The organism is Burkholderia contaminans (assembly GCF_029633825.1).
GTDB classification, from domain to species: Bacteria; Pseudomonadota; Gammaproteobacteria; order Burkholderiales; family Burkholderiaceae; genus Burkholderia; species Burkholderia contaminans.
The window spans coordinates 2,195,162-2,213,722 of record NZ_CP090640.1; the positions used below are offsets into that span (position 1 = coordinate 2,195,162).

The 18,561-nt window shown below is 67.9% G+C and carries 20 protein-coding genes; 7 read left to right on the forward strand and 13 right to left on the reverse strand.

Annotated elements, in window-relative coordinates; genetic code table 11:
* Positions 1-13 precede the first annotated feature (13 nt).
* Together mog and yjgA are read right to left on the reverse strand one after the other, a co-directional pair.
* Positions 14-634: a molybdopterin adenylyltransferase gene (gene mog / locus LXE91_RS10255; RefSeq protein ID WP_046196595.1), complete on the reverse strand. Its 621-nt coding sequence runs from the start codon at positions 632-634 to the stop codon at positions 14-16.
* Complete coding sequence (gene yjgA, locus LXE91_RS10260; protein ID WP_272493310.1) at positions 615-1,220, reverse strand: ribosome biogenesis factor YjgA; 606 nt, start codon at positions 1,218-1,220, stop codon at positions 615-617. The genes mog and yjgA overlap by 20 nt, the downstream gene beginning before the upstream one ends.
* A gap of 127 nt (positions 1,221-1,347) precedes the next feature.
* Between yjgA and pmbA the strand changes: the two genes are divergently transcribed.
* Positions 1,348-2,718, forward strand: coding sequence for a metalloprotease PmbA (pmbA, locus tag LXE91_RS10265; RefSeq protein WP_039370934.1), 1,371 nt, complete (start codon positions 1,348-1,350; stop codon positions 2,716-2,718).
* 82 nt (positions 2,719-2,800) lie between these two features.
* Here pmbA and LXE91_RS10270 read toward each other — a convergent pair whose 3' ends face one another.
* Positions 2,801-3,301 carry a dihydrofolate reductase gene (locus LXE91_RS10270; protein ID WP_039370977.1) on the reverse strand — a complete coding sequence of 167 codons (501 nt, stop codon included), beginning with the start codon at positions 3,299-3,301 and terminating at the stop codon, positions 2,801-2,803.
* On the opposite strand from LXE91_RS10270, the gene LXE91_RS10275 reads away from it, so the two are divergent.
* Positions 3,300-3,551, forward strand: coding sequence for a hypothetical protein (locus LXE91_RS10275; RefSeq protein WP_135370765.1), 252 nt, complete (start codon positions 3,300-3,302; stop codon positions 3,549-3,551). The two genes, LXE91_RS10270 and LXE91_RS10275, sit on opposite strands and share 2 nt — an antisense overlap.
* A gap of 21 nt (positions 3,552-3,572) precedes the next feature.
* Here the strand turns inward: LXE91_RS10275 and LXE91_RS10280 are convergent, their stop codons facing one another.
* Positions 3,573-3,809 (reverse strand): hypothetical protein, encoded by a 237-nt coding sequence (locus LXE91_RS10280; protein ID WP_321199880.1) that lies wholly within the window; start codon positions 3,807-3,809, stop codon positions 3,573-3,575.
* 586 nt (positions 3,810-4,395) lie between these two features.
* Between LXE91_RS10280 and LXE91_RS10285 the strand changes: the two genes are divergently transcribed.
* Together LXE91_RS10285 and LXE91_RS10290 are read left to right on the forward strand one after the other, a co-directional pair.
* Entirely contained in the window at positions 4,396-5,793 is a 1,398-nt protein-coding gene (locus LXE91_RS10285) for a sigma-54 dependent transcriptional regulator (protein ID WP_039370928.1), read from the forward strand.
* Positions 5,794-5,834: 41 nt separating this feature from the next.
* Complete coding sequence (locus tag LXE91_RS10290; RefSeq protein WP_039370925.1) at positions 5,835-6,806, forward strand: thymidylate synthase; 972 nt, start codon at positions 5,835-5,837, stop codon at positions 6,804-6,806.
* 102 nt (positions 6,807-6,908) lie between these two features.
* Here LXE91_RS10290 and LXE91_RS10295 read toward each other — a convergent pair whose 3' ends face one another.
* Both LXE91_RS10295 and LXE91_RS10300 read right to left on the reverse strand, forming a co-directional pair.
* Positions 6,909-9,479 carry a DUF6600 domain-containing protein gene (locus LXE91_RS10295; protein WP_039370974.1) on the reverse strand — a complete coding sequence of 857 codons (2,571 nt, stop codon included), beginning with the start codon at positions 9,477-9,479 and terminating at the stop codon, positions 6,909-6,911.
* A 162-nt stretch (positions 9,480-9,641) separates the two neighbouring features.
* On the reverse strand, positions 9,642-10,349 hold the full coding sequence (locus tag LXE91_RS10300; protein ID WP_039370923.1) for an ArsR/SmtB family transcription factor: 708 nt from the start codon (positions 10,347-10,349) through the stop codon (positions 9,642-9,644).
* A gap of 196 nt (positions 10,350-10,545) precedes the next feature.
* Here LXE91_RS10300 and LXE91_RS10305 point away from each other — a divergent pair, with 196 nt between their 5' ends.
* Both LXE91_RS10305 and LXE91_RS10310 read left to right on the forward strand, forming a co-directional pair.
* Positions 10,546-10,686: a hypothetical protein gene (locus LXE91_RS10305; RefSeq protein WP_172625588.1), complete on the forward strand. Its 141-nt coding sequence runs from the start codon at positions 10,546-10,548 to the stop codon at positions 10,684-10,686.
* Between the two features lie 129 nt (positions 10,687-10,815).
* Entirely contained in the window at positions 10,816-11,328 is a 513-nt protein-coding gene (locus tag LXE91_RS10310) for an acyl-CoA thioesterase (RefSeq protein ID WP_039370920.1), read from the forward strand.
* Between the two features lie 63 nt (positions 11,329-11,391).
* On the opposite strand, the gene fumC is transcribed toward LXE91_RS10310, so the two are convergent.
* The 3 genes from fumC to LXE91_RS10325 form a co-directional block, all read right to left on the reverse strand.
* A complete protein-coding gene (gene fumC / locus LXE91_RS10315; protein ID WP_039370917.1) occupies positions 11,392-12,786 on the reverse strand; it encodes a class II fumarate hydratase in 1,395 nt (464 codons plus the stop codon).
* Positions 12,787-12,941: 155 nt separating this feature from the next.
* Entirely contained in the window at positions 12,942-14,330 is a 1,389-nt protein-coding gene (gene norM / locus LXE91_RS10320) for a multidrug efflux MATE transporter NorM (protein ID WP_039370911.1), read from the reverse strand.
* A 135-nt stretch (positions 14,331-14,465) separates the two neighbouring features.
* Entirely contained in the window at positions 14,466-14,684 is a 219-nt protein-coding gene (locus LXE91_RS10325; protein ID WP_006486208.1) for an RNA-binding S4 domain-containing protein, read from the reverse strand.
* Positions 14,685-14,953: 269 nt separating this feature from the next.
* On the opposite strand from LXE91_RS10325, the gene LXE91_RS10330 reads away from it, so the two are divergent.
* A complete protein-coding gene (locus LXE91_RS10330) occupies positions 14,954-15,361 on the forward strand; it encodes a hypothetical protein (RefSeq protein ID WP_039370908.1) in 408 nt (135 codons plus the stop codon).
* A 123-nt stretch (positions 15,362-15,484) separates the two neighbouring features.
* Here the strand turns inward: LXE91_RS10330 and LXE91_RS10335 are convergent, their stop codons facing one another.
* From LXE91_RS10335 to LXE91_RS10350, 4 genes are all read right to left on the reverse strand, one after another.
* On the reverse strand, positions 15,485-16,267 hold the full coding sequence (locus LXE91_RS10335; RefSeq protein WP_039370904.1) for a DUF4088 family protein: 783 nt from the start codon (positions 16,265-16,267) through the stop codon (positions 15,485-15,487).
* Between the two features lie 161 nt (positions 16,268-16,428).
* Positions 16,429-16,767, reverse strand: coding sequence for an AzlD domain-containing protein (locus tag LXE91_RS10340; protein ID WP_039370901.1), 339 nt, complete (start codon positions 16,765-16,767; stop codon positions 16,429-16,431).
* Positions 16,764-17,441 carry an AzlC family ABC transporter permease gene (locus tag LXE91_RS10345; protein ID WP_371295851.1) on the reverse strand — a complete coding sequence of 226 codons (678 nt, stop codon included), beginning with the start codon at positions 17,439-17,441 and terminating at the stop codon, positions 16,764-16,766. Before LXE91_RS10345 ends, LXE91_RS10340 begins: the two co-directional genes overlap by 4 nt.
* A gap of 185 nt (positions 17,442-17,626) precedes the next feature.
* A complete protein-coding gene (locus LXE91_RS10350; RefSeq protein ID WP_046196594.1) occupies positions 17,627-18,523 on the reverse strand; it encodes an AraC family transcriptional regulator in 897 nt (298 codons plus the stop codon).
* Between the last annotated feature and the right edge of the window lie 38 nt (positions 18,524-18,561).

Here is an 18,561-nt window from a genome sequence, read left to right on the forward strand (position 1 = left end):
GGCCGGCATGCGCTTAGCGCGGTGCGCGCTGAGCGCTTTTCGGCCGGAACGCCGTGACCACCGCGGCGTCGGTCTCGATGTACGGGCCGCCGATCAGGTCGATGCAGTAGGGCACCGCGGCGAAGATGCCGGGCACGGTCGACTTGCCGTCGGCATCGCGCAGCCCTTCGAGCGTTTCCCGGATCGACTTCGGCTGGCCAGGCAGGTTGATAATCAGCGCCGCGTGGTCGGCTGTCTCGCGGATCACCGCGACCTGCCGCGACAGGATCGCGGTCGGCACGAAATTCAGGCTGATCTGCCGCATCTGTTCGCCGAATCCCGGCATTTCCTTCGTCGCCGCGGCCAGCGTGGCCTCGGGCGTCACGTCACGGCGCGCCGGGCCCGTACCGCCGGTCGTCAGCACGAGGTCGCACCCCGCGACGTCGACGAGTTCGGCGAGCGTGGCGGAGATCGTCGGCGCGTCGTCCTGGATCAGGCGCGTTTCGGCGCGCCACGGCGACACCAGCGCGCCGGCGAGCCACTCCTGCAGTGCCGGAATGCCCTTGTCTTCGTAGACCCCCGTGCTCGCGCGGTCGCTGATCGACACGAGGCCGACGACGAGCTCGTCCGGGTGGTTACGCTTCGTCGTCGTCATGGTCGTCTCCGGCGTCGTCCGCCGCTTCTTCGTCCACATGGGACGTGCCGCCGGCGGTCTTGATCCACTGGAACAGCTCGCGGAAATAGCGCGGCGGCTTGCCTTGCTGCGCTTCCTTGCGTGCGTTGCGGATCAGCGTGCGCCCTTCCTGGATGTCGGCTTCCGGGTGCTGGCGCAGGAATTCGGTCAGCGCGTCGTCGCTCGCGAGCAACTGTTCGCGGGTGCGTTCGATCCAGTGCAGGCGGGCCGTCGCGGCCTTGTTCACGCCGCGCTGCGCGTCGAGCGCGGTGCGCAGCGCGGCCGTCTCGTCGTCGGTCAGCGAGCGCATCACGCGGCCGACGTACTGGAGCTGGCGGCGCTTGCCTTCGTGATCGGTGATCCGGCGCGCCTCGCGCACGGCATCGCCGAGGCTTTCGGGCATCGGCATGCGTTTCAGCGCGTCTTTCGGCAGATCGACGAGTGCCTGGCCGAGCACCTGCAACTCGTGCATCTCGCGCTTCAACTGGGATTTGCTGGGGCGATCGTAGCCATTGTCGTCGTCTTCGGCGGCATGCTCGATCGGCTGGATTCGGGTTTTGCGTGTCATGGACGGCATTGTATCGCGCCGCGGACACCCCAAGCTTGTCGGTGTCCGGCCCCGGACCTTGCTATGATCGCGGGATACGTAACATTTTGAACATGCGGGCGCCCGCCCGCCACCGGATATCAAGACGATGGCAGCCAATCTCGACGTACAAGCGCGCTATTTCCCGCACACGCAGGACCAGCTCAAAGAAATCGCCTCGGACATCCTTCGCCATGCGAAGGCGCTCGGCGCGACCGACGCCGCGACCGAAATCTCCGAGGGCGACGGCCTGTCGGTGTCGGTGCGCCGCGGCGAAGTCGAAACGATCGAGCACAACCGCGACAAGATGGTCGGCGTGACCGTGTTCATCGGCAAGAAGCGCGGCAACGCGAGCACGTCGGATTTCTCGCCGGGCGCGATCAAGGATACCGTCGCCGCCGCGTACAACATCGCGCGCTTCACGGCCGAGGACGAGGCGGCCGGCCTGGCCGAAGCCGAGCTGCTCGAGACCGACCCGCGTGACCTCGACCTCTACCATCCGTGGGCGCTGTCGGCCGACGAGGCCGTCGAGCTTGCCCGCCGCGCGGAAGACGCCGCATTCGCGGTCAGCCCGCAGATCCGCAACTCGGAAGGCGCGAGCGTGTCGGCCCAGCATTCGCAGTTCGTGCTGGCCACGTCGCGCGGCTTCCTGTCCGGCTACCCGTACTCGCGTCATTACATCGCATGCGCACCGATCGCGGGCAGCGGCCGTCACATGCAGCGCGACGACTGGTATTCGTCGAAACGCAGCGCGATCGATCTCGCGGCACCCGAAGCGGTGGGCCGCTATGCGGCCGAGCGTGCGCTCGCTCGGATGGGCGCACGCCGCCTCGATACCCGCAAGGTGCCCGTGCTGTTCGAGGCGCCGCTCGCGGCCGGCCTGCTCGGCGCGTTCGTGCAGGCGGTGAGCGGCGGTGCGTTGTACCGCAAGACGTCGTTTCTCGTCGACAGCCTCGGCAAACCGGTGTTCGCGCCGCACATCCAGGTCGTCGAGGATCCGCACGTGCCGCGCGCGATGGGCAGCGCGCCGTTCGACGAGGAAGGCGTGCGCACGCGTGCGCGCAGCGTCGTCAAGGACGGCGTCGTCGAAGGCTACTTCCTGTCGACCTATTCGGCGCGCAAGCTCGGCACGCAGACCACCGGCAACGCGGGCGGCTCGCACAACCTCGCGCTGCGCAGCTCGAACACGCAGGCGGGCGACGATTTCGACGCGATGCTGAAGAAGCTCGGCACGGGCCTGTTGCTGACCGAGCTGATGGGGCAGGGCGTGAACTACGTGACGGGCGACTATTCGCGCGGTGCGGCGGGCTTCTGGGTCGAGAACGGCGTGATCCAGTATCCGGTCGAGGAAATCACCGTCGCGAGCACGCTGCAGGAAATGTTCCGGCATATCGTCGCGATCGGTGCCGATTCGATCGTGCGCGGCACGAAGGAAACGGGCTCGGTGCTGATCGAGCAGATGACGATCGCCGGGCAGTAAGCGGCGCACGGCATCGACCGCCATCAAACGAAAAAGCCCGACCGGCGCGAGCCGGTCGGGCTTTTTCGTGGTGCGCGACGCGTCAGCCGCGCTTGCGCTCGTACACGACGAATGCATAGCCGAACGTATTCGGCGCGGCCGCCTGATGCGCATCGCGCGACACTTCCTGCCACTGCGCGGCGTCGGGTGCCGGGAACGACGCATCGCCGTCGAAGTCGGCATCGATCTCGGTGACGACCAGCTTGTCGGCGAGTGCGAGACCTTCCGTGTAGAGCTGCGCGCCACCGATCAGGAACGCCTCGGGCACGCCGTCGCGCGCGGCGAGCGTCAGCGCATCGCCGAGCGACGTGACCGTGTCGCAGCCGTCGAAGCGACGCGTCGCGTCACGCGTGACCACGATATTGCGGCGGCCCGGCAGCGGCCGGCCGATCGACTCGTGGGTCTTGCGGCCCATCACGATCGGTGCGCCCATCGTCGTGCGCTTGAAGAAGGCCAGATCCTCGGGAAGTTTCCAGGGCAACTGGTTGTCGCGGCCGATGATGCCGTTGCGGGCACGCGCGACGATCAGGGTCAACGTCGTCATGAAGGTCGGGGGAAAGAAGAACCGGAATGGCGTCGATTTTACCGGAACGGCGGCACGCGCCGGTTCCGCGCGCATCCGCCTTGCTGAACTGCGCGCCGCGACGCTCGAGGCAATGCGTCGCGGCGACGGAATGAATAAAAAGAGTGCCCGCCGGGGGACGGAGCACAAAAACCGTTTCGTGTTGCGAACGCAACGATGCCGGCTTCTGGCCGATGCTGTCGGGCTCGTTCAAATCAATATGTCATCCTGATTAAATGGATGGAATCGTGCGTCACTGACGGGTACTGCCGTGCGTGGTGCCTTCCATCGCGTGCTGCACGTCGCCCGGCTGCTGCGCCGGAAGTGGCTTAGGCAATTGAGGCGGTGGCGGGATCTCGTCCCACAGCGTCACGGACGTCTTGCCGGCCGGCAGCGGTTGCGGTGACGACACGGTCACGATGCCGAACCCGTTGCCGTGCTGCATGCTCGGCGCGTTTGCCGCAAGCAGCATGGCGCGATCCGGATTCATGCTTTCGTCTGCGCGTACGGGGGGGCCGGCGGCCGCGACCGCAATGGTCATCGGCACGAAAGAAAGCAAAAGATGTTTTCGCATGGTCACTGTCTCCGACGGGTTCCCTGTTCAGCGAAATGCATGCCATCGCGCCGGGACCGTTGTCGAGACTGCGATTCGTGCTCAGGCGTTGCGAATTGCGTCGGAAAACGGCTGAAAATGTTTCAGGCCTGAAACGAGGGGGCTCGGGAATACTGCGGATTCAATCGGTACGCTTCAAGGATGAAAATCGTTGCAAGTGCCAATGACAGAGCGTATCGCCGCGCCGGGGCTATGTGCAGACGATTGACATGCGTCGACCTCCTGAGCGATAAGGCCGCATCGCCCACCGCGCTGAAATCGGATTGTCGTATTCAGTGCCTATAACTAAGCTGTCTTGATCAAAATAACTGGACGCGAGATAAGCGCCATCATGCGAGGCTTTGTTGTCGCCGCGCATCGGCATGGCGAATCGAGCCGCCTTCGGCTGACCCGATTCGATCCTTTTCGCACGTGACCTGACGTGCACGGCAATCGTTAGACGGTTGATGAACGGGGTGAGCATATGGGCGCCGATCAGCGGCACGTGATCTACTATTCGCGCGAACCGAACGACGCGTTGCGCGGCCATTTCGACGAATGCGGTTGGCGTGTCGATCTCGCGGAGACCGTGCGAGACGTACGGCGCGTCGTGCAGCATGGTGTCGCAACGGCAGGGCTGCTCGATTTTTCGCCGGGTTTCAAGCCTTCCGACCTGCGCGAACTCGAATCCTGTCTGAGCATTCAGCACATCGGCTGGATCGCGGCGACGCGCCGCGGCCAGTTGCAGGACGTTACGCTGCGCCATCTCATTCGCGACTACTGCTTCGACTACGTGACGATGCCGTACGAAACGGCGCGGATCGTCGAGACAGTCGGCCATGCGCACGGGATGATCGCGCTGACCGAAACCGTTGCGCCGCCCGTCGGCGCCGGACGCAGCGAAGGCGAAATGGTCGGGACCTGCGATGCGATGCTCGGGCTCTTCAGGACGATACGCCGCGTCGCGGCGACCGACGCGCCGGTGTTCATCTCCGGCGAATCGGGTACGGGCAAGGAGCTGACGGCGGTCGCAATTCACGAACGGTCATCGCGCGCACAGGCGCCTTTCATCGCGATCAATTGCGGTGCGATTCCGTCGACGCTGCTGCAGGCCGAACTGTTCGGCTATGAGCGCGGCGCGTTCACCGGCGCGAACCAGCGCAAGATCGGCCGCGTCGAGGCGGCCAACGGCGGCACGCTGTTTCTCGACGAGATCGGCGACTTGCCGCTCGAAAGCCAGGCGAGCCTGCTGCGCTTCCTGCAGGAAGGCAAGATCGAGCGGTTGGGTGCTCATGTGTCGGTGCCCGTCGACGTGCGCGTGATCTGCGCGACGCACGTGGACATGGAAGCGGCGCTGCGCGAGGGGCGGTTCCGCGAGGACCTGTTCCATCGCCTGTGCGTGTTGAAGATCGAGGAGCCGCCGCTGCGCGCGCGCGGCAAGGACATCGAGGTGCTCGCGCGCCACATGCTCGAACGTTTCAAGGGCGACGCGCATCGTCGGCTGCGCGGCTTCTCCCCTGACGCGGTCGCGTCGCTGTACGGCTATTCGTGGCCGGGCAACGTGCGCGAGCTGATCAATCGCGTGCGCCGGGCGATCGTCATGTCGGAGGGCCGGCTGATCACCGCGGCCGATCTCGAGCTGAACGACTTCGCGACGCTCGCGCCCGTGTCGCTGCTGGAGGCACGCGAGGCGGCCGAACGGCAGGCGATCGAGCAGGCGCTGTTGCGTCATCGCGGCCGTTTCGCGGATGCCGCGCGCGAGCTCGGCGTGTCGCGCGTCACGCTCTACCGGCTGATGTGCGCACACGGCATGCGTGATCGCGGCGACACGCTGGCAGGGTTTTCGGCGCCGTTGCCGGAGCTTCCTCACCACGCTTGCTAAAATTAGCGGGTACGGCCGCCCTCGCGGCCGAAGGAACCCGCATGAAACAGTATCTCGATCTCGTCCGTACCATTCTCGATACCGGCACCTGGCAGGAGAACCGCACGGGGATCCGCACCATCAGCATGCCGGGCGCGATGCTGCGCTTCGACCTGCAGCAAGGCTTCCCGGCCGTGACGACCAAGAAGCTAGCATTCAAGTCCGCGATCGGCGAACTGGTCGGCTTCCTGCGCGCGACGCGCAGCGCGGCCGATTTCCGCGCGCTCGGCTGCAAGGTGTGGGACGCGAACGCGAACGAGAACGCGCAATGGCTCGCGAACCCGTATCGCCAGGGCGTCGACGATCTCGGTGACGTGTACGGCGTGCAATGGCGCCAGTGGCCGGGCTACAAGGTGCTCGACGCGGGCGCCGACGCGCAGATCGCCGATGCGACGCGCCGCGGCTTCCGGATCGTTACGCGTTTCGACGAAGACGGCGCGCCGAAGGTGCTGCTGTACAAGGCAATCGACCAGTTGCGCCAATGCCTGGACACGATCATGGAGAATCCGTCCGACCGCCGCATCCTGTTTCACGCGTGGAATCCGGCCGTGCTCGACCAGATCGCGCTGCCCGCGTGCCACTTGCTGTACCAGTTCCTGCCGAATGCGACGAAGCGCGAAATCTCGCTGTGCCTGTACATCCGCAGCAACGACGTCGGCCTGGGTACGCCGTTCAACCTGACGGAAGGGGCCGCACTGCTGGAACTCGTCGGCCGGCTGACGGGCTACACGCCGCGCTGGTTCACGTACTTCATCGGTGACGCGCACATCTACGAGAACCAGCTCGACATGCTGCAGCGCCAGCTCACGCGAGAGCCGTATGACAGCCCGCGGCTCGAGATTGCCGAGCGCGTGCCGGAATACGCGAAGACGGGCGTCTATGCGCCCGAGTGGCTGGAGCAGATCGAACCGTCCGATTTCTCGCTCGTCGGCTACCGCCACCATGAGCCGCTGACCGCGCCGATGGCGGTCTGATCGAGCAACCCGGGCCGCGCGGGAGCATCAATCCGCACCCGGTAGGAAAAAGGCCCGACCGGCTGATCCCGGTCGGGCCTTTTTGTTTCACGTTTGCGGCGCTTACTGACGATGCCGCTCTTCGTGACCGCCTTGCGGCGGGTTGCTCGGGTGGGGCGCCTCGACGTGCGGCGCCGGTTGCGGCCGCGGCTCCACGTGCGGTGCGGGCATCGACGGGCGCGGTTCCATGCGAGGCGCCGGCTGCGGCCGCGGTTCCACACGTGGTGCGGGCTGCGGCCGCGGCTCCATGCGCGGCGCCTGCGGTTGCGGACGCGGCATGTCGTGCACGGCGGGGGCCGGCGGACGGTACTCGTTCACACGGGGCGGCGCGACTTCGCGATGCGGCGCCGGTTGCGCGAATTCGGGGCGCGGTTGCGGCGCAGGGGCCGCCCGTTCCGGTTGGGATTGCCCATGCTGGGCCGGCGACTGGAAATCGGGGCGCGGACGCGGCTGCGGAACCTGCGCCGTGTTGTCGAGCCGCGGTTGCGGCAGTGCACGCGGCGCTTCGTTACGGCTGCCGGGCTGCGCGCTCTGTGGAGTCGGCATGCCGTCCGGATGCGGGACCGCTGCGCTGCGCACCGGCGGCAGCGCATTCTGTCCTGCGGCATGCAGCGCGGTCGGAGGAGCAGGGCGCTGACGTTCCATCGGCGTGTGCGGCTGCATCCACGCGGGCGACGGCGCTTCGGCTGCGCGCGCATTGCCGATCCCGGCCTGACTGTTGTTCGCTACCGGCGGATGCGGGACGCCGTTGCCGGGCCCGAATGCCTGATGCGGCACCGGGTTGCCGGGTGCCTGCGGCACGGCACCGTTGGCGAAACGCGGTGCGTTGGGGTTTTCGCCGTTCGCCGGTCGCGCGACATTCGGCATGCCCGGCATCGGTGTGCCCGGCTGCCCGGCCTGTACGGCGGCCGGCTGGCCTTCGCGAGGCGCGCGAGCCGGTTGCACGACGGGGCCGTGCGGATTCACGAGCTGCACGTTGCGCATCGCCCATGCGCCGCCGTCCGGCTTGCCCGCAACGCGGACCGGGCGAGCCGTATAGTCGGCAGGCACGTTCGTCTTCACGACAGGTGCGCCGGCACCCGGTACGCGCCCGCCCTGCTGCGCGAGGTGGGCCGCCGCGTGGTCGCGATATGCGGCCGGCACGGCGGGATTGCGTGTCGCGACGAACGGGTGCTGGGCGATCGCTGCAGGCGGACGGTAGCTCGCATTGCGCAGCCCGCCCGTGAAGCTTTGGCGCACCGGTGCAATGCCCGGGGTCCCCGGCGTGACGTGCGCGTTGCGCCATTGTTGCGGATCGACGTGCTGCGAGAAGTGCGCGACCGGCTGGCCGTGCACGAACGCGGAGGCAGGCACGGCCGTGATCGCGTGCGGCGCGCGGAAGTTCACGTACGTCTTGTTGATGTTGGTGATATTGGTGATGTTCGTCACGTTCACGGTCTTGTTCACGTTGACGTTGTTCACCACGATGTTGCGGTTCACACGGTCGTAGTAGTGCGGGCTCCAGCCGCCCCAGCCCGGATGCCACGGTTCGCCCGGGCCGAGCGCGAACCACGCGCAGCCGGCCGCGGCGACACCGCCCACCGTGAGCGCGATGCTCCAGTCGGGGCCGCCGCCACCGCCCACGAACGCGACCAGTGCCGGCGCATAGACCGGCGGCTGGCTGACGACCAGCGGGCCCGGTACCCAGGCCCAGCTATCGTCCACGTACGCCCAGCGGCCATAGTGATACGGCGCGAAACCCCATGGTGCATCGTCGACCCACGTCCAGCCCCACGGTGCCTGCCAGATCCAGTGGCCGTCGTGATACGGCGCCCAGTCGGCCGGCGTGTCGTTCGGCACCCATACCTGACCGTAGTTCGGGGTTTCGCGCCATGTGCCGTTCGCGTCGAGATCCTGGTAGCCGGGGATGTCGCGGGACACATAGCGGGCCGATACCGAGCGCTCCTCGGCCGCGTCGCGGCTGGCGGCCCACTGGTCGAGCGGATCGGGGCCCGGGGCGGCGGATTGCTGCGCGACCTGCAGGTCGGTGCCGGTGAACACGACCTGCTGCCCGGGCGACAGCGGGTACTGGCCGTTGCTGCCGTAGACGGTCGCACTGCCGCTGCGCACCGTGACCGTCGTGCTCGTACCGTTCGGCGCGACGTCGACGCGATAGTCGCCGGGGCCCGTGATGCCGAGCGCGAGATTAGGCGTGTCGATTTCGTACGATCCGCCGGCCGGCAGATCGCGCACGTGCGTCGATACGGTGCCGAGCCCCACTTTCAGCTGGGTCGTCGTGTCGTCGAGGTTCAGCACCGACAGGCTCGTCGATTCACCGAGCCGCACCGCGGTCGAGCCGATGTGCAGTTCCGAGCGTGCACCGGCATCGTTCCAGAGCTGGTCGCCGGTCGTCAGCGGCCGGTTCACGGCGGCATACGACCACGTATCGGTGCCGGCCGGTTCGGTCGTCACGGCACCCGACAGGTAATTGAGCCGCGCGACACGGCTGGGTGGATCGCCGCCCGGTTGCCGTGCCGGGGCCGCATAGGGCGGCGCGCCGGCCGATTGTGCGAATGCGGGGGGCAGTGCCGCAAGCGCGACGAACGCGACCAGCGTGCAGCGGGCGGTTCGCTTGAGCGTGAACAGGGTGGCCATGGTGAGCGTCTTCGTCATTATCGCGGCGCGTCGATTCGTGCCGCTGAGTTCACAATATCCGTTCGGCCTGTTTCAATGCTCGGTGTTTTGTAAGTCGAATGGCACGCGATGTAACAAAACCTGTCGATCGCGCGCCGTTGTCGTGCAGACGCAATCCAGGCGTCAAGCGGACGTAAGCCACCCGTCGAAAACCTGCTGTCCGGGCACGGTGACGCGCAGCACGCGCGGCCGCGCGGCGCGCTCGATCCAGCCGTGCGCGCAGAAGCTCTCGAGCAGCGCCGCTCCGAGCGCGCCGCCGAGATGCGAGCGCCGTTCGCTCCAGTCGAGGCAGCCGCATGCGAAGCGGCGCCGGCGCGTGCGCTGCTGCGCGACGTCGATGCCCCATTGCGCGAGCGCCTGGGTGCCGAGCTCGGTGGTCTCGATCGCATTGCCGTCGGCAAGCAGCCAGCCGCGCGCGGTGAGCCCGTCGAAGATGCGCACCGCAAGTTCGCCGGCCATGTGGTCGTAGCAGGTGCGCGCATAGCGCAATTCGGCCGGGACCGTGCGGGACGGCGCCGGAACCGGGCGATGCGGCGCGGCTGCGCGGGCGACGTTCGCGAGCGCCTCGAGCGATGCCGCGATGTCGGCCGATGCGATCCGGTAGTAGCGGTGCCGGCCGCGCACGTCGAGCGCGAGCAGGCCACCCTCGGTCAAGCGCGCGAGATGGGCGCTTGCGGCGGACGGCGACAGCCCCGCGATCATCGTCAGCTCGCCCGCCGGTCGCGCGCTGCCGTCCATCAGCACCCACAGCATCGCGGCGCGCCCGGGGTCGGCGATCAGCGAGCCGATGCGGCTCAGGCCCGGAAAGTGGTGGTCGTCTTGGTCGGTCATCGTCGTGTCTCGTCAGGCGGGATGATCTTCAGTGTAGTGGGCGCGCGCATTCGATGTTTCGCTTGTGATTGAAATGTCGGATGCAGTGGCGCGGGCATCGTCGAGGCGGCGGAACCGGGCCGCGGCCGCTTGCGGCGCGCGCGTAGAATGGCCGAAAGCGGCCGCAGCGGGCGGCCGCACGTGATACGACGCAACGATGAAGAAGATTTTCTGTTTGCTGGCGGCCGCGCTCGTCTGCGCGGCCTGTGCGCAGGGCGGTGCGGGCGCGGCCGGCGAGCGCGGCGGCAGCATCGAGATGTACGGAACGATCGACCAGGGCATTACGGTGCGCCGCTGACCGGTGCGGCCGTGCGCGCGCCGGGCCAATCCCCGCCAGCCGCGCCACACGGGGCGCTCCGCGACGCGTTGCCGCAGTGCAACGTATAATGGCCCGATTACAGCGCCCCTGCCGCCTGGAGCCAACAAGATGTCCCAACCGTCCCCCGTACCGGCCGCGCTCGACCGCACCGAAACCGTATTCCGCTTCCTCGCCGAGCCGTCGTCCGTGAACTTCGGCGGCAAGGTGCATGGCGGCGCGCTGATGAAGTGGATCGACGAGGTGGCCTATGCGTGCGCGGCCGTCTGGTCGAGCCGCTATTGCGTGACGGTCAGCGTCGGCAACATCCGTTTCCAGCGTCCGATCATGGTCGGCAATCTGGTCGAGCTGAAGGCGCGCGTCGTCGCGACGGGCCGCACCAGCATGCACATCCACGTGTCCGTGCATGCCGGCGATCCGAAGGGCGGCATGCTGCGCCAGACGACCGATTGCCTCGTCGTGTTCGTCGCAGTCGACGAGAACGGGAACCCGGTGCCGGTGCCGCCGTTCGTGCCCGAGACCGACGAGCAGAAGGTGCTCGCGAAATATGCGGCCGACGTGCGGGCCGCGCTCGACAAGATCGTCGAGATGAAACCGGAAGAGGTCGCGAAGGGCGCGGTCTGACCGCTGCGGGCGCCGCGCATCGCGCCGCGCCCGTCATCCTGCCTCTTCCTGCCGTTTCTGCCGTTACTGCGATCCGATCATCTGCTCGGGACGTACCCACGCATCGAATTCCGCCTCGGTCAGGTAGCCGAGCGCGAGCGCGGCCGCCTTCAGCGTCGTGCCATCCTTGTGCGCCTTCTTCGCGATTTGCGCCGACTTGTCGTAGCCGATGTGCGGATTGAGCGCCGTCACCAGCATCAGCGATTCGTTCAGCAGCAGGTCGATCCGCGAGCGGTTCGGCTCGATGCCCACCGCGCAGTGGTCGTTGAAGCTCTGCGCGCCGTCAGCGAGCAGCCGTACCGACTGCAGCACGTTGTGCGCGATCATCGGCCGGAACACGTTCAGCTCGAAATTGCCGCTCGCGCCGCCGACGTTGACCGCGACGTCGTTGCCGAACACCTGGCAGCACAGCATCGTCACGGCTTCGGACTGCGTCGGGTTCACCTTGCCCGGCATGATCGAGCTGCCCGGCTCGTTCTCCGGAATCGACAGTTCGCCGAGCCCGCAGCGCGGCCCGCTTGCGAGCCAGCGGACGTCGTTCGCGATCTTCATCAGGCCGGCTGCAACCGTCTTCAGTGCGCCGTGCGCGAATACCAGCGCGTCGGCCGCGGCCATTACCTCGAACTTGCTCGGCGCCGTCACGAACGGCAGCTTCGCGAGCCGGCCGATTTCATCGGCGACGCGCACCGCGAACTCCGGATGCGCGTTCAGCCCGGTGCCGACCGCCGTGCCGCCGAGCGCGAGTTCATACAGGTGCGGCAGCGCCGATTCGACGTGACGGATGCCCTGGTCGAGTTGCGCGACGTAACCGGAAAACTCCTGGCCGAGCGTGAGCGGCGTCGCGTCCTGCAGGTGCGTGCGGCCGATCTTCACGATGTCGGCGAACGCCTTCGACTTCGCATCGAGCGTCGTGCGCAGCGTGCGCAGCGCCGGCAGCAGGTGGTTGACGATCGCGTAAGCGGCCGCGACGTGCATGGCAGTCGGGAAGACGTCGTTCGACGACTGGCCGCGGTTCACGTCGTCGTTCGGATGAACCTTGCGCGCTTCGCCGCGCTCGCCGCCCATCAGTTCGCTCGCGCGATTCGCGATCACCTCGTTGAGGTTCATGTTGGTCTGCGTGCCGGAACCCGTCTGCCACACGGCGAGCGGGAATTCGCGCGGATGCTTGCCGGCGATGATCTCGTCGGCCGCGTCGATGATCGCGCGCGCCTTGTCGTCGGCCAGCACGCCGAGCGACTGGTTCACGGCCGCCGCGGCGCGCTTGACGATCGCGAGCGCGTGGATCAGCTCGGGCGACTGCTTCTCGGTCGAGATCCGGAAATTCTGCAGCGAGCGCTCGGTCTGCGCGCCCCAGAGCCGGTCGGCCGGCACGGCGATTTCGCCGAACGTATCGCGTTCCATCCGAACTGCTTCGTTCATGATCCACTCCTCCAGGAAAGGGGAAAGGCCGCGCGCGGCCGCGCGGCATCAGACGTAATCAGACGTATCGTGAGGCAGTCGCGCCGCTTGCGCGGCGTCTTGAGATCTTCAGCCGACTAGCATAGCGCCGGCCCGGATTTTGCGTCTTGTCGCGTTCAGTGCGGCGACGTCACGAGCGACGCGCTCTTCAGATGGAAGCGCCACGCCATCAGCACGGCCACGCTCGCGAGGCCGGCCGCGAGGCCCCACCAGAGGCCGCGGGCACCGAGGCCCACGTGGAATGCGAACCAGTAGCCGGTCGGAAAGCCGATACCCCAGTAGCCGAGGGTCGCCGCGAGCATCGGGATGCGCGTGTCCTTCAGGCCGCGCAGCGCGCCGGATCCGACGGTCTGCGCGCCGTCGACGATCTGGAACACTGCGGCGATGCCGAGCAGCGACGCGGCGAGCGACACGGTGGCCGCGTTGGCCGGATCGTCGAGGTTCAGGTACAGGCCGACGATCGCATGCGGCGCGACGATCAGCACGATGCCCGACAGCGTCATGAACGCGACACCGAGGCCGAGCGCGACGAAGCCGGCATGCCGCGCGGCGACGGGCGCCCCCGCGCCGACCCAGTAACCGACCCGCACGTTGGCGGCCTGGCCGATCGCGAGCGGCACCATGAATGCCACCGACGCGACGTTCAGCGCGATCTGGTGTGCGGCCAGCGACGTCGCGCCGAGCACGCCGATCGTCAGGCCGGTGGCGAGGAACAGCGTCGACTCGACCCCGTACGTGATCGCCACGGGCCAGCCGATGCCGATCAGTTCGCCCATCATCGGCAGCTTCGGGCGTGCGGCCGTGACGAAATGGCGGAAGCGCTGGCGGCCGTGCAGCAGCCAGATCAGGGCGAATGCGGTCAGCCAGATCGTGATCGTCGTCGCGACGGCCGAACCGAGAAAGCCGAGGCGCGGCAGCCCGAACGCGCCGTGGATCAGCCCGTAGTTCAGCACGCCGTTCACGCCGACGCCGCCGATCGACACCCACAGCAGCCGGCGCGCCGCACCGATTGCCGGCAGGAACGCGCGCATCAGCCCGACGCCGATCAGGCTGCCGAGCGCGGCGAAGCGCAGGATGCCGGTGTATTCGCCGACGTGATGGGCGAGCAGCGGCGGCTCGTGGAACATCAGCAGGATCGGTTCGGACAGCGACAGCGCGACGATGGCCGGAATCGCGAGCAGCACGGACAGCGCGAAGCCGGTCCAGTAGATGTGCGGGACGCGCTCGTCGGCCTTGGCGCCGCGCGCGTGCGCGACGCTGACGCTGACCGACGACAGCACGCCTTGCAGCACAGTCACGATGACGAAGAAGAAGTTCGCGCCGAGGCCGCCCGCCGCGAGCGAATCGGGGCCGAGCGAGCCGAGCAGCACTGTGTCGGTGACGCTCATCGCCATCTGCGAGAGCTGCGCGATCGCGAGCGGCGCGGCAAGGCGCGCGGTATCGGCGGCATGACTGGACAGGGACGGCGGCGCGGCGGCCGTCCGCGTAAGACCGGAATGCGACATGGATTGGGCGCTCGCGCGGGTGCGGGCCCGCGCTATATGTATTTATTTTGAGAGACGGTTAGCTTACGGCTTTATTCGAACGGTGTCGAACGCGCGCGCCGATGGCCATGTCGCAGGCAGGGGGAACCGTCGGGCCTAGGCTTCGCGCACGGCAATGCGCGTGTCGCCGAGCAGGACGACCTGGCCCGCACGGATCTTGCAGGTCTTGCGCAGCTCGACCGCGCCGTCGACTTTCACCGCGCCGGACGCGACGATCAGCTTCGCGGTGCCGCCGCTGTCCGCGAGGCCGGTGATCTTGAGAAGGTTGTGCAGCTCGACGTATTCGCCGGTCAGCGTGAAATCCAGATTGGGCATGACGAAGAAGGTGCGCAAAGCGCGGGAGGAATCGCCTCGCATCATACGGCACCGCGGGCCGGCGCGCGAGCGCGGCCGGCCGCCGCCTGCAGTTGTGAGGGAGTGTGAGCCATTCGTCAGCAAATGAAACGGTGGGTAACAGTCTGAGAGATTGGAGAACCGGCCGCGCGGGCCGCGGGTCTTCTGTCGTACCTGCTGCGTGTTGCGGCGGGGACGCGACGGACCGCATCGCTGCGGTTCGGGCTCACAACTTCCTGAGGAGAATTGCCATGTCCAAGATTCGTACGATGCTGATCGGTGCCGCGTTGACGGCGTTCGCCACTTCGGCCGCATTTGCCCAGACGGGTACGGCGGTGCAGGGCGCCGCCGGTGCCGGCGTACAGGCGCAGACGCCGGCGGCGGGTGCCGGTGCCGGTGCCGGCGTGCAGGGCGGTGCGGGCGCGAACGCGTCGGGCAATGCGGTCGGCGGCGCAACCGATGCGGTCGGCGCGGCGGCCGATGGTGCGAAGGAGTCGACGTCGTCGGCCGTCCACTCGGCCAAGAAGCACACGAAGCATGCCGCGAAGTCGGCCAAGAGCCATGTCGGCTCGGCCAAGGAGAAGGCCGGCGAAGCAACCGAAGGCGGCGCGTCGGTCGGCGCGGAGGGTGGTGCATCTGCCCAGGGCGCCACGCAGTAAGCGATGGCCGGCGCCGCGCGACGCTCGTCGTCGACGGGGCGTCGCGACGGCGGCCATCCGACGGCCCGGTTCGCGTTGCGCGAACCGGGCCGCTTTCATCCAGCGATGCGAACAGGCGCGCCGTTACGGCCGCCGTTGGCTTTGCCCTTGTCCCTGACCCTGCGCCGGCCGCGCGGCAGCCGGGGTGAATACGCTGCGCAGCCACGCGGCGAGGCGGGCGAAGACGTCGTACGGCTCCTCGACGAAGATTTCCGGCTTCAGCAGCCGCAGGTACTCCATGATCTGCTGCGCTTCCTGCTTCTGGAACGAGCCGTGCGCGAGCCCGAGCCGCAGCAGCCCGCGCAGTTCGCCGAGCTTGTCGCGCGCGGTGCTGCCGACGCTCATCTCGCATGCGAGCTTGGCCTCGTAGACCCGTTGTCGCAGCGATTCCGCGAGCCGCCACGCAGGCGTCTGCATCAATTCCTCGAGCGTCTGGATGTCTTGCGCCGCCCCCTTGATCTGCGAGGCGAGCGGATCGATCAGTGACGGCTCGGCCTGCGCTTCGGCGACGATCGCTTTCGCCCAGTCGCGGCATGCCTTCGCGAGTTCGTCGGGGGTCCATTCGGAGCGCGATGCGAAGCCGAAGCCGAATTCGCCGGCCTGTCGCATCAGGATCGCGACGACGTCCGGAAATTCCTTGTCGAGCGTGCGTTTCGCCCACGCGTACTGGCCGCCCTGCAGCATTCGCTGCACCGCGTGCTCGGTCAGCGGCACCATGTTGTCGAGCAGCTTGGCGCGCAGGAAATCCTCGAACGACGGCGTCGCGAACTGCGGGTCGAGTTTCAGCGACACGCGGACGAAAGCGTCGTAGTCCTTGCGTAGGGACTCGAGCGTGTCGTCCTTGAGGGAAAGGGTGATCTGGCCCATGAATCGTCTCGATGGCGGCCCGTGCAAGCCGGCGGCCGGCACGGCGCACCGGGACGGGCGCAGCGTCGACTGACCGGTGCGCGCCGAGGCCGGTGGCGGGTCTTCATTCCCTATATCGGCGCGCCGGGCGGAAACTTGAGCGCACGCGACCGAGCGTGTGCTCAGGCCGGCAGCCAGTGGGGCAGCACGATCCCTTGCCAGAAAAAGAACACCGCAAGCCCAACTGCGATCGTCACGAGCGGGCGGCGGGTGGCGGCCGACACGAGCACGGCAGCGAGCGCGCCGACGAGCTGTGGATTGCGCCAGGTCAGCTCGGCCGTGCCGCCGTGCGGCGAAACGACCATCGGCACGATGATCGCGGTCAGCACGGTGACGGGCACGAAGCCGAGTGCGGTTCGCACGAGCGGCGGGAAGGCCAGCCGTTCGCCGAAAAGGAACAGCGTCGAGCGGATCGCGTAGGTGATGACGGCCATCCCGAGAATCAGCAGCGCGTAGCTCACGATGCAGCCTCCGTGCGCGAGCCGGTGCGCGTGCGTTCGTGCCGCAGCGTGAGCGCGACGCCGACCGCGACGCCGGCGGCGACCGCGCCAAGCAGCCCGAGCTTGTACGGCCAGCCCTGCCAGAAGTACGCGAGCGTGCCGGCTGTCACGGCTGCCGCGAAATAGCGCAGCGTGCCGAGTTGCGGGACGACGATCGCGATGAAGGTCGCCGCCATCGCGAAATCGAGACCGAGCGACTGCAGACCGGGAAATGCCGCGCCGAAGCCGATGCCGGCGAGTGTCCAGACCTGCCAGTTCAGGTACATCGCGAGCCCCGAGCCGAAGAAGTAGTGGGGGCCGATCGTGCCCGGCGGGAAATGCCGGTAGTGCGCATAGGCGACCGCGAACACCTCGTCGGTCATCAGCGCGCCGAGCGTCGCACGCCAGCGCAGCGGCAGGTGTGCGACATAGGGCGCGAGCGTTGCGCTGTACAGCAGGTGGCGCAGGTTCACGATCAGCGTGGTCGCGAGCACGACGACGAAGCTCGCGCTGCCCGCGATCAGGCCGAGCGCGATGAACTGCGCGGAGCCCGCGAACACGGCGAGCGACATCAGCGCGCCATGCCATGCGGCCAGCGGGCCGCCGCCAACGAGCGTGCCGAAAATCACGCCGAACGGGGCGGCGCCGATCATCATCGGGATCGTGTCGCGTGCACCGTCGAGCCATTCGTTCAATGCGCGGCGGGCAGGCGCTGCGGGTATCGGTTTCAAAAGGGGCTCCTCCATGAACTGGAGGATAGCGAGCACGGGATGTGCCCGCTTGTATGTTCTTGCGCTTCCGGGATGGAGCGGTATCGCGGTGGCGGGCCGGACGCTGTGCGTCAGCTCGCCTGCCAGTGCCCGGGCGGCACGCCGAACATGCGTTTGAAATGTCGTGTGAAGTGGCTTTGGTCGACGAAGCCGCTGGCCGCCGCGACGTCGGCGACGGGCACGCCCGCGCGCAGCGGCGCCAGCGCGCGCTGCAAGCGCAACTGGTTGCGCCACGCATGCGGCGGCATGCCGGTCGTGCGGGTGAACAGGCGCGCCGCGTGGAACGGCGACAGGCCGGCTGCCCGCGCGACCTCGTCGAGCGTCACCGGGCACACGAGATCGGCGGCGAGACGCTCGCGCATCACGTCGACGCGCGGTTCGTCCGCTGCGAGCGGAGCCGGTCGCGGCAGTGCGTCGGCATGGCGCACGATCAGCGTCGACAACGCGTCGAGCGTCGCCGTTTCGGCGGCGAGCGGATCGTAGATGCGCTCGCCGCTCGCCGGATCATGAGCCGGCTGCCCGTGCGTCTGCAGGGGCAGTGCGCGCGCGCTGCCGGCCTCCATCATCCGGTGCGCCAGCGTGAGCCGGGCCGCAAGATCGGCGTCGCGAATCACGCCGGGTGCAAACCACGGTGCATCCTGTGGGCGGCCGGCGATCGCACGGGTGAGTTCGTGAATGAATTCGACCGGTATGTAGCTGACGCGATAGCACCAGCCTTCATCGGCCGCGCGCGACCCCGTATGCACCTCGCCGGGATTGATGACGGGCACGGAGCCGGTTTCGGCGACATAGCCGCTGCCGCGATAGGTGAAGCGCTCCGCACCTTCGAGAATCACGGGGATCGTGTACGCGTCGTGCCAGTGGGGGGCGAAAGCGTGATCGCGATAGGTGGCCGTGAGGAGGTCCGCGTCCGGCAGCAGCGGCGTGCGCCAGTAGCGTGCGGAGTCGGGAAGGCGGGTGGCGGACATGATCGGGCGCGGAAGCGGTCGAATTGGCAGTGTATCGC

Excerpts from the sequence above, each read along its gene's own strand:
- LXE91_RS10300 (WP_039370923.1), bottom strand. The coding sequence starts at position 10,349 with ATGACCGACCAAGACGACCACCACTTTCCGGGCCTGAGCCGCATCGGC.
- LXE91_RS10325 (WP_006486208.1), bottom strand. The coding sequence starts at position 14,684 with ATGCCCAATCTGGATTTCACGCTGACCGGCGAATACGTCGAGCTGCAC.
- LXE91_RS10330 (WP_039370908.1), top strand. The coding sequence starts at position 14,954 with ATGTCCAAGATTCGTACGATGCTGATCGGTGCCGCGTTGACGGCGTTC.
- LXE91_RS10275 (WP_135370765.1), top strand. The coding sequence starts at position 3,300 with ATGAAGGTCGGGGGAAAGAAGAACCGGAATGGCGTCGATTTTACCGGA.
- LXE91_RS10295 (WP_039370974.1), bottom strand. The coding sequence starts at position 9,479 with ATGGCCACCCTGTTCACGCTCAAGCGAACCGCCCGCTGCACGCTGGTC.
- LXE91_RS10350 (WP_046196594.1), bottom strand. The coding sequence starts at position 18,523 with ATGTCCGCCACCCGCCTTCCCGACTCCGCACGCTACTGGCGCACGCCG.
- LXE91_RS10345 (WP_371295851.1), bottom strand. The coding sequence starts at position 17,441 with ATGATGATCGGCGCCGCCCCGTTCGGCGTGATTTTCGGCACGCTCGTT.
- LXE91_RS10285 (WP_039370928.1), top strand. The coding sequence starts at position 4,396 with ATGGGCGCCGATCAGCGGCACGTGATCTACTATTCGCGCGAACCGAAC.
- pmbA (WP_039370934.1), top strand. The coding sequence starts at position 1,348 with ATGGCAGCCAATCTCGACGTACAAGCGCGCTATTTCCCGCACACGCAG.
- LXE91_RS10270 (WP_039370977.1), bottom strand. The coding sequence starts at position 3,301 with ATGACGACGTTGACCCTGATCGTCGCGCGTGCCCGCAACGGCATCATC.
- LXE91_RS10335 (WP_039370904.1), bottom strand. The coding sequence starts at position 16,267 with ATGGGCCAGATCACCCTTTCCCTCAAGGACGACACGCTCGAGTCCCTA.
- mog (WP_046196595.1), bottom strand. The coding sequence starts at position 634 with ATGACGACGACGAAGCGTAACCACCCGGACGAGCTCGTCGTCGGCCTC.
- LXE91_RS10290 (WP_039370925.1), top strand. The coding sequence starts at position 5,835 with ATGAAACAGTATCTCGATCTCGTCCGTACCATTCTCGATACCGGCACC.
- yjgA (WP_272493310.1), bottom strand. The coding sequence starts at position 1,220 with ATGACACGCAAAACCCGAATCCAGCCGATCGAGCATGCCGCCGAAGAC.
- fumC (WP_039370917.1), bottom strand. The coding sequence starts at position 12,786 with ATGAACGAAGCAGTTCGGATGGAACGCGATACGTTCGGCGAAATCGCC.
- LXE91_RS10310 (WP_039370920.1), top strand. The coding sequence starts at position 10,816 with ATGTCCCAACCGTCCCCCGTACCGGCCGCGCTCGACCGCACCGAAACC.
- LXE91_RS10305 (WP_172625588.1), top strand. The coding sequence starts at position 10,546 with ATGAAGAAGATTTTCTGTTTGCTGGCGGCCGCGCTCGTCTGCGCGGCC.
- norM (WP_039370911.1), bottom strand. The coding sequence starts at position 14,330 with ATGTCGCATTCCGGTCTTACGCGGACGGCCGCCGCGCCGCCGTCCCTG.
- LXE91_RS10280 (WP_321199880.1), bottom strand. The coding sequence starts at position 3,809 with ATGAATCCGGATCGCGCCATGCTGCTTGCGGCAAACGCGCCGAGCATG.